Source organism: Mycobacterium sp. E1715, from assembly GCF_001667625.1.
In the GTDB taxonomy this organism is placed as follows: domain Bacteria; phylum Actinomycetota; class Actinomycetes; order Mycobacteriales; family Mycobacteriaceae; genus Mycobacterium.
The window spans coordinates 1-8,269 of the sequence record NZ_LZJJ01000430.1 but is presented as its reverse complement, the minus strand read 5'-3'; the positions used below and the strand labels follow the sequence as shown (position 1 = coordinate 8,269).

The following is an 8,269-nucleotide window of genomic DNA, read 5'->3' as shown; positions in this document are numbered from 1 at the left end:
AGGCGGCGATGCCGCTGGCGACGACACCGACGATCACCAGCGGCGCCGCGCCACCCTGGGCTGCGGCCTTGAACACGGCGAGCTTGCTGACGAAGCCGCTCGTCAGCGGGATGCCGGCGAAGGCCAGCAGGAACATCGAAAACATCACGCCCACAATGGGTGAGCGCTGGCCGAGCCCGGCCCAGTGCGCCAGGGTGGCGTCCTCGACGCCGTCGGCGTCGCGGATCAGGCCGACGATGGCGAACGCGCCGACGGTGGAAAAGCTGTAGGCCAGGAGGTAGAACAGTGTGGACGAGAGGCCCGCCTGGTTGTCGGCGATGACGCCGGTGAGGATGAACCCGACGTGGGCGACCGACGAATAGGCCAGCATGCGCTTGACGTCGGTCTGGTTCACCGCCGTGATGGTGCCCACCGCCATGGTGAGGATCGAGATGGTCCACAGCACCGGCCGCCACTGATCGTGCAGCGGCGGCAGCGCGACATAGACCACCCGCAGCAGCGCGCCGAAGGCCGAGACCTTGGTAGCCGCCGCCATGAACCCGGTGATGGGGGTCGGCGCGCCCTGGTAGACGTCCGGAATCCACGAATGGAATGGCACCGCACCCACTTTGAACAGCAGGCCGACCGCCAGCAGCGCAACGCCCACGAGCGCCATCGAGGTGTCTCCGTGCGCCGCCAGCGCGTCCCGGATGCCGGTCAGCAGCAGCGTGCCGGTCGCGCCGTAGAGCAGCGCCACGCCGTAGAGGAAGAACGCCGAGGAGAACGCGCCCAGCAGGAAGTACTTCATCGCCGCCTCTTGCGACAGCAGGCGCCGATGCCGGGCCAGGCCGCACATGAGGTAAAGGGGCAGCGAAAGCACTTCCAGGGCAACAAACATCGTCAACAGGTCGTTGGACGCCGGGAACACCATCATGCCGCCGACGGACAGCATCAACAGCGGGAACAGCTCCGTCTGCGCGGCCCCGGCCCGCTCCGCGTCCCGCTCGGCGTCGCTGCCGGGAATCGCGGAGGCCTGCGGGGTGAACGAGTCGAGGCCGGCCGGGCGGGCGACTCCCACACCCGCGGCAACCTTGCTCTCCGCCTTGGCTTGCGTGCGTTCGGCGATGAAGATCACCGCCAGCACCGCGACCAGCAGCACCGTGCCCTGCAGGTAGAGGGTGGTTCGGTCGACGGCCATGGCGCCCAGCACCGTCGCGCGGCCGGAGGCCGGGATCGACTCGGCCACCTCCACGGTCGCGAGGAATGCCGCGACCAGGCCGGCCAGGGCCAGGGTCACCTGTGCGCCATAACGGATCCGCCTGGGCAGGAACGCTTCCGCGAGGACTCCCACCACCGCGACGCCGAACACGATCAGTGTCGGGCACAGCAGGAAGTACTCGATGCTCGGGGTGGGGAGGGTCATCATCGCGGTCCTTCGGCTGTCCGGGGTGCGCGGTTGACGGCCGGCACGCTCGGCGCGGGGTCGTGCTGGCCGATCGTGGTCATGGTGCTCTCGACGGCGGGGTTGATGATGTCGAGCACCGGCTTCGGGTAGACCCCGAGCACGAACAGCAGCGCGATCAACGGTGCAACCACGACCAATTCGCGCGCCCGCAGGTCGACGATCTTCTCGTTGCCAGTGGCCACCGGCCCCGTCATCATGCGCTGGTAGAGCCACAGCATGTAGATGGCGGAGAGCACCAGCGCGGTGACACCGAACGCGGCGGCCAGCCAGTACCGGTTGAATGTGCCCAACAGCACCAGGAATTCACTGATGAACGGTGCCAGGCCGGGCAGCGACAGGGTGGCCATGGCCGAGACGAGGAACGTGCCCGCCAGGACGGGCGCCACCTTCTGCACCCCGCCGTAATCGGCGATCTTGCGGCTGCCGTGCCGGGATATCAGGAATCCCGCGATCAGGAACACCGCCGCCGTGGACAGGCCGTGGTTGAGCATGTACAGCGTCGACCCGCTCTGCCCCTGGCTCGTCATCACGAAGATGCCCAGGATGATGAACCCGAAGTGGGAGATCGAGGTGTAGGCGATCAGGCGCATGACGTCCGTCTGCCCGATGGCCACGATCGCCCCGTAGATGACGCCGATGACAGCCAGCACGATGATGAGGGGGCGGAAATACGTTGAGGCGCCCGGGAACAGCTGCAGGCAGTAACGCAGCATGCCGAAGGTGCCGACCTTGTCCATCACGGCCATCATCAGCACCGCGGTCGCGGGGGTGGCCTCGACCGCGGCATCGGGCAGCCAGCGGTGGAAGGGCCACAGCGGCGCCTTGATGGCGAACGCGAACATGAAGCCCAGGAACAGCGCCTTGAACACCGCGGAGTCGGCGCCGTAGCGACCGGAGGCGACGCCGGCCACGATCTCGCGGAAGTCGAAGGTGCCCGAACCGTGCTGCGCGGTCACCACGTACAGCCCGATCACCGCGGCCAGCATGATCAGCCCGCCGAACAGGTTGTACAGCAAGAACTTCACCGCCGCGCGTGACCTGCCCGGACCGCTCCCGAAGCCTCCGATCAGGAAGTACATCGGGATGAGCATGGCCTCGAAGAACACGTAGAACAGCAGCACGTCGAGGGCGACCACGGAGATCAGCACCATCGACTCGATGGCCAGCGTCAGAGCGACGTAGGCGTGCACGCCGCGGGGGCTGCGCCCGCCGCTTCGTGACGGGTCGTCACCGTCCCCGTCGTTCCAGCCGGCCACCTGCAACACCGGGATCAGCACCGCGGTGAGCAGCACCAGCACCACGGCGATGCCGTCCACGCCCAGGGAATAGGTGGCACCGAATGCCGGGATCCAGGAATGGCTTTCGACGAATTGGTACGTGCTGCCACCGGACTTGAAGCCCAGGGTGACGACGATCGCGACGGCCAGCGTCAGGACGCCGAAGACCAGGCCCGTCCACTTGGCGAGCCGGCGCAGCCCCGGCGGCAGGAGGATGACGAGCACCGAGCCGGCCAGCGGCACCAGCCACAGGACGCTCAGCCACGGAAGGTTGTTCACCACAGTTTCACCGCCAGGATCAGCGCGATCACCAGGACCGCGCCCGTCAGCATCGACAATGCGTAGTTGCGGGCGAAGCCGGTTTGCAGCCCCCGCAGGCGATTCGAAGTCCGGCCCACCAGCGCGGCCAGTGCGTTCACCGAGCCGTCGACGCCCGCGTTGTCGACGTCGACGAGCGCCTGGGTCAGTTCGGCTCCGGGGCGCATGAACACCTCCTCGTTGAAGGCGTCGCCGTAGAAGTCCCTGCGCGCGGCCGTCGTGACCGGCGACACGGAAAGCGGGGCCACCCGGGGGATTTCCGCTTTGGCGTACAACCGGTAGGCCACCGCGATCCCGATGGCGACGACGCCCAGCGCCAGGGCGGTGTTGACCCACACCGGGAAGGCGTGGGTGACCTCTTCGTGTTTCCCGACGACCGGCTCGAGCCAGCGCGCCAAGGTGCCCCGCCACGCCAGCAGCCCACCCGAGAACACCGAGCCGACGGCGAGCAGAATCATCGGCCAGGTCATCAGGGCGGGGGCCTCGTGGGGATGAATGCCTGGGCCCCAACGCTTTTTGCCGAAGAAGGTCATCAGCATCACGCGCGTCATGTAGAACGCGGTGACGCCCGCGCCCAGCAGCGCGGCCCCGCCCAGCACGTAACCGCGCGCGTCGCCGGCGCCCAGCGCGGCCTCGATGATCGCGTCCTTGGAGAAGAAGCCCGCGAACGGCGGCACGCCGATGATCGCCAGATAGCCGAGACCGAAGGTGGCAAAGGTGATCGGTAGCGCCGCGCGCAGGCCGCCGTAGCGGCGCATGTCCTGTTCCTCGTGCATGGCGTGGATCACGGCGCCGGAGCCGAGGAACAACCCGGCCTTGAAGAACCCGTGGGTGAGCAGGTGCATGATCGCGAACGCGTAGCCGGCCGGGCCCAGCCCTGCGGCCAGCACCATGTAGCCGATCTGGCTCATCGTGGATGCCGCGAGCGCGCGCTTGATGTCGTCCTTGGCGCAGCCGATGAACGCGCCGAGCAGCAACGTGACGGCGCCGACGATCACGACCGCGGTTTGCGCGTCGGGCGCCAGGTTGTACAGCGGGTTGGACCGCACGATCAGGTAGACGCCGGCGGTCACCATGGTGGCGGCGTGGATCAGCGCGGACACCGGGGTGGGGCCCTCCATCGCGTCACCCAGCCAGGCCTGCAGCGGCACCTGCGCGGACTTGGCGCAGGCGCCCAACAGCAGCAGCAAGCCCATCGCCGTCAGCGCCCCGCGGCCCGCGGCGGGCGGCCCGGCGAACACCCCGGCGTAGGACAGCGTGCCGAAGGTGCTGAACATCAAGAACATTCCCAGCGCCAGCCCGGCGTCCCCGACGCGGTTCATCACGAAGGCCTTCTTGGCGGCCGTGGCCGCCGTTGGCTTGTGGTACCAGAACCCGATCAGCAGGTAGGAGGCCAGGCCCACGCCTTCCCAGCCGACGTAGAGCACCACGTAGTTGTCGGCGACCACCAGCAACAGCATCGAGGCCAGGAACAGGTTGAGGTAGCCGAAAAACCTTCGCCGGTCCGGGTCTTCGGCCATGTAGGCGACCGAATAGATGTGGATGAGCGACCCGACTCCCGAGATCAGCAGCACGAAACACACCGACAGCTGGTCGATTTGCAGGCCGAGGTCCACCTGCAGTTGGCCGACCGGGATCCAGGTGAACACCGTCTGGTGGATGACCCGGTCCTCGGCGCCGCGGCCGAGCAGCTCGCTCAGCAGGCTCAGGCCGACGCCGAACGCCGCGAGCGCGGTGGCGCAGCCCAGCCAGTGGCCCCAGGCGTCGGTGCGTCGGCCGCCGAACAACAGGATCGCGGCACCCGCCAGCGGCAGCGCCACCAGCAGCCAGGTGTAGTGAGTCATGTTGGCCCCATATTGGCGATGTCAGCCTTTGAGTAGGTTCGCGTCGTCCACCGACGCCGATTTGCGGGCACGGAAAATCGTCATGATGATGGCCAGCCCGACGACGACCTCGCACGCGGCCACCACCATCGTGAAGAACGCGATCATCTGGCCGTCCAGGTGGCCGTGCATCCGTGCGAACGTGACAAAGGCCAGGTTGACCGCGTTCAGCATCAGCTCGACGCACATGAACATCACGATGGCGTTGCGTCGCAACAGCACACCCGAGGCTCCGATGGTGAACAGCAGGGCCGAAAGGTAAAGGTAATTGGCCGGATTCACGAGGTGCCACCTTTGATCGCCTGGCGGGAGGGGGTTGCCTTTCCGTCGGCGCCGCGGCTGCGCAGGATCGGCGACACCGACAGCTCCGAGTACGACCCGTCCGGCAGCAGCGCTGCCACGTCGACGGCGTTGTGGCGCGCGTAGACGCCCGGGCTGGGCATCGGGGTCGGGTGCCCGCCGGGCTGGAACCGCTCCTGCGACAGCTCCCGCTGCGTCTTGCGGCGCTCGAAGCGTTCGCGGTGGGCCAGCACCATCGCGCCGATGGCCGCGGTGATCAGCAGCGCGCTGGTGAGTTCGAACGCCCAGACGTACCGTGAGAAGATCAGCGCCGCAAGCCCTTCCACGTTGCCGTTGGCGTTGGCGGTGGTCAGGCCCGCGAAGCCGACGGTCGCGGCGGTGCCGATCGCCGCGATCAGCAGAACGCCGAAGCCGATCCCGGCCAGGACCGCGGCGATGCGCTGACCGTGCAGCGTTTCCTTCAGGGATTCCGCGGAGTCCACGCCGATCAGCATCAGCACGAACAAGAACAGCATCATCACCGCGCCGGTGTAGACGACGACCTGGACGACACCCAAGAACAGCGCGTCCTGGATCATGTAGAACACCGCCAGGATGATCATGGTCATCGCCAGGAACATCGCTGAGTACACGGCGTTGACCGCGAGCACCACCCCGATCGCGCCGATCAGCGCGAGCGCGCCCAGCACCCAGAACGCCACCGCTTCACCGGTGGAGGTGCGCACGATGGTGTCGGAGGCCAGGAGCTGGCTTGTCACTCCAGTCACCGGGATTCCCCGGCCTTCTCGGTCTCCTTGAGGCCGTCCGCGGTGACGTTGCCCTGGTAGTAGTCCTTGTCGGTGGCACCGGGCGCGCGCGGGTGCGGCGGCGCGGTCATGTCGGGCAGCAGGGGAGCCAGCAGCCGGTCCTTCTCGTAGATCAGGTCGGCGCGGTTGTCGTCGGCCATCTCGTAGTCGTTGGTCATCGTCAGCGCGCGGGTCGGGCAGGCCTCGATGCAGAGGCCGCAACCGATGCAGCGCAGGTAGTTGATCTGATAGACCCGTCCGTACCGTTCTCCGGGCGAATACCTGAGCTCCTCGGTGTTGTCCGCGCCCTCGACGTAGATCGCGTCGGCCGGGCAGGCCCACGCGCACAACTCGCACCCGATGCACTTCTCCAGACCGTCCGGGTACCGGTTGAGCTGGTGACGGCCGTGATAGCGCGGCGCCACCGGGCCCGGCTTCTCCGGATACTCCTCGGTGACGTTCTTCTTGAACATCGATCCGAACGTCACGCCGAATCCGGCGACGGCGTCTAGGAACTTAGCCACGTGCTTTCTCCTTGCTCGCGGCCGCCAGGGACTTCATCGGCAGCGGCGGTGTCGGGAATACGGGTGTGGAGGTCTGTCCGGCAGGCAGCTGTTTGGCCTGGCGGCGGAGCTGTCGCTCCAGCGCGCGAATACCCGGCGTGGCGAACGGTTTTCGCAACAACAGCACCAGTGCCGTCGCGAACACGATGCTGCTGACCACCAGCACCGGGGTCCAATGCGCATACCCCTGGTTCTGCATGGTCCGAATCACGGCCGCGATCAACACCCAGACCAGTGAGGCGGGGATCAGCAGCTTCCAGCCCAGCGCCATGAACTGGTCGTAGCGCAGCCGGGGCAGCGAGGCCCGCAGCCAGAAGTAGATGAACAGGAAGGTCCACATCTTGGCGGTGAACCAGAGCACCGGCCACCACCCGGTGTTGGCGCCCGCCCACATGTTGATCGGCCAGGGCGCGTGCCAGCCTCCGAAGAACAACGCGGTGGCCAGCGACGACACCGTCATCATGTTGACGTACTCGGCGAGCATGAACATCGCGAACTTCAGCGACGAATACTCGGTGTGGAAGCCGGCGACCAGTTCGCCCTCGGCCTCGGGCAAATCGAATGGGGCCCGGTTGGTTTCACCGACCATCGAGATCAGGTAGATCACGAACGACGGCAGCAGCAGGAACACGTACCAGACCCGGTCCTGCGCGGCGACGATCTCCGACGTGGACATCGAACCGGCGAAGAGGAACACCGCCGCGAACGACAGCCCCATCGCCACCTCGTAGGAGATGACCTGGGCGGTGGAGCGCACGCCGCCCAGCAGCGGGTAGGTGGACCCGGATGCCCAGCCGCCCAGCACGATGCCGTACACCCCGATGGCCGACAGCCCGAGAATGAACAGCACCGCGACCGGCAGGTCGGTCAGCTGAAGCGGGGTGCGGTGGCCGAACACCGACACCACCGGGCCGAAGGGGATGAACGCGAACGCGGTGAACGCCGGGATCGTCGAGATGACCGGAGCCGCGAAGTAGACGAACTTGTCGACACCGCCGGGGGTGATGGTTTCCTTGAGCGCCAACTTGATTCCGTCGGCGAGGCTTTGCAGCGTGCCCCACGGTCCCGCCCGGTTGGGACCGGGCCGCAGCTGCATCCAGCCCAGGATCTTGCGTTCCAGCAGGATCGCGACCAGCACGTTGAGCATGAGGAACACGAAGATGGCCAGCGCCTTGCCCAGCACCAGCCACCAGGTGTCGTGCCCGAATGCGGACAAGGAGCTCGTCGTCATGATCCCACTCCGATTTTCACTGTGCTGCCCAGGCTTACGCCCAGCTGCCGGTGCACGGCGCAACCCGGCGAGTTCAGCGGAAGCCACACCACCCGGTCGGGCATGTCGGTGATGATCAGCGGCAGGCTGATCGATCCGCGCGGCGTGCTGACGGTCACCGCGTCGCCGTCGGCGGCGCCGATTTCGGCGGCCGTGTCTGCCGACAGCCGAACCGCGGGTTTGCGTGCGGTGCCGGCCAAATGCGGCTCGCCGTCTTGCGTCCGGCCGTTGTCGAGCAGCATCCGCCAGCCGGTGAGCACGGAACTGGCCGGGCTGGGCACCTGGGACGGCGGCTGGGCGTCCGGCCCGTCCGTCGCGACCCCGGAGCCGACCCAGCCCGGTGCGGGTGAAGCCGTGCTCACCGGCTGGCGGATGCTGCTCGACAACGGCCGGACGCAAGACGGCGAGCCGCATTTGGCCGGCACCGCA

The 8,269-nt window shown here is 67.5% G+C and carries 6 protein-coding genes and 3 pseudogenes; 1 reads left to right on the top strand and 8 read right to left on the bottom strand.

Annotated elements, in window-relative coordinates; all coding sequences use genetic code 11:
* The 8 genes and pseudogenes from nuoN to A9X03_RS30480 all read right to left on the bottom strand — a co-directional run.
* On the bottom strand, nt 1–1,402 hold a 1,402-nt coding region (gene nuoN, locus A9X03_RS20970; RefSeq protein ID WP_067782318.1), incomplete at its 3' end, for an NADH-quinone oxidoreductase subunit NuoN.
* On the bottom strand, nt 1,402–3,000 hold the full coding sequence (locus A9X03_RS20965; RefSeq protein WP_197508433.1) for an NADH-quinone oxidoreductase subunit M: 1,599 nt from the start codon (nt 2,998–3,000) through the stop codon (nt 1,402–1,404). The genes nuoN and A9X03_RS20965, both read right to left, overlap by 1 nt.
* Nucleotides 2,997–4,883: an NADH-quinone oxidoreductase subunit L gene (gene nuoL, locus A9X03_RS20960; RefSeq protein WP_068262790.1), complete on the bottom strand. Its 1,887-nt coding sequence runs from the start codon at nt 4,881–4,883 to the stop codon at nt 2,997–2,999. Before nuoL ends, A9X03_RS20965 begins: the two co-directional genes overlap by 4 nt.
* Nucleotides 4,884–4,904: 21 nt before the next feature.
* Nucleotides 4,905–5,204, bottom strand: a complete 300-nt coding sequence (gene nuoK / locus A9X03_RS20955; protein ID WP_007168303.1) for an NADH-quinone oxidoreductase subunit NuoK — start codon at nt 5,202–5,204, stop codon at nt 4,905–4,907.
* Nucleotides 5,201–5,980, bottom strand: a complete 780-nt coding sequence (locus tag A9X03_RS20950) for an NADH-quinone oxidoreductase subunit J (RefSeq protein ID WP_068262787.1) — start codon at nt 5,978–5,980, stop codon at nt 5,201–5,203. Before A9X03_RS20950 ends, nuoK begins: the two co-directional genes overlap by 4 nt.
* Nucleotides 5,981–5,985: 5 nt before the next feature.
* Nucleotides 5,986–6,552: pseudogene (nuoI, locus tag A9X03_RS20945) on the bottom strand (NADH-quinone oxidoreductase subunit NuoI); the annotation flags it as partial.
* Nucleotides 6,524–7,786 carry an NADH-quinone oxidoreductase subunit NuoH gene (gene nuoH / locus A9X03_RS20940; protein ID WP_068262793.1) on the bottom strand — a complete coding sequence of 421 codons (1,263 nt, stop codon included), beginning with the start codon at nt 7,784–7,786 and terminating at the stop codon, nt 6,524–6,526. The pseudogene nuoI and the gene nuoH, both read right to left, overlap by 29 nt.
* Before the next feature lie 11 nt (nt 7,787–7,797).
* Nucleotides 7,798–8,100: pseudogene (locus A9X03_RS30480) on the bottom strand (molybdopterin dinucleotide binding domain-containing protein); the annotation flags it as partial.
* 1 nt (nt 8,101) lies between these two features.
* On the opposite strand from A9X03_RS30480, the pseudogene A9X03_RS30475 reads away from it, so the two are divergent.
* Nucleotides 8,102–8,269 (top strand): annotated as a pseudogene (locus A9X03_RS30475) (hypothetical protein); the annotation flags it as partial.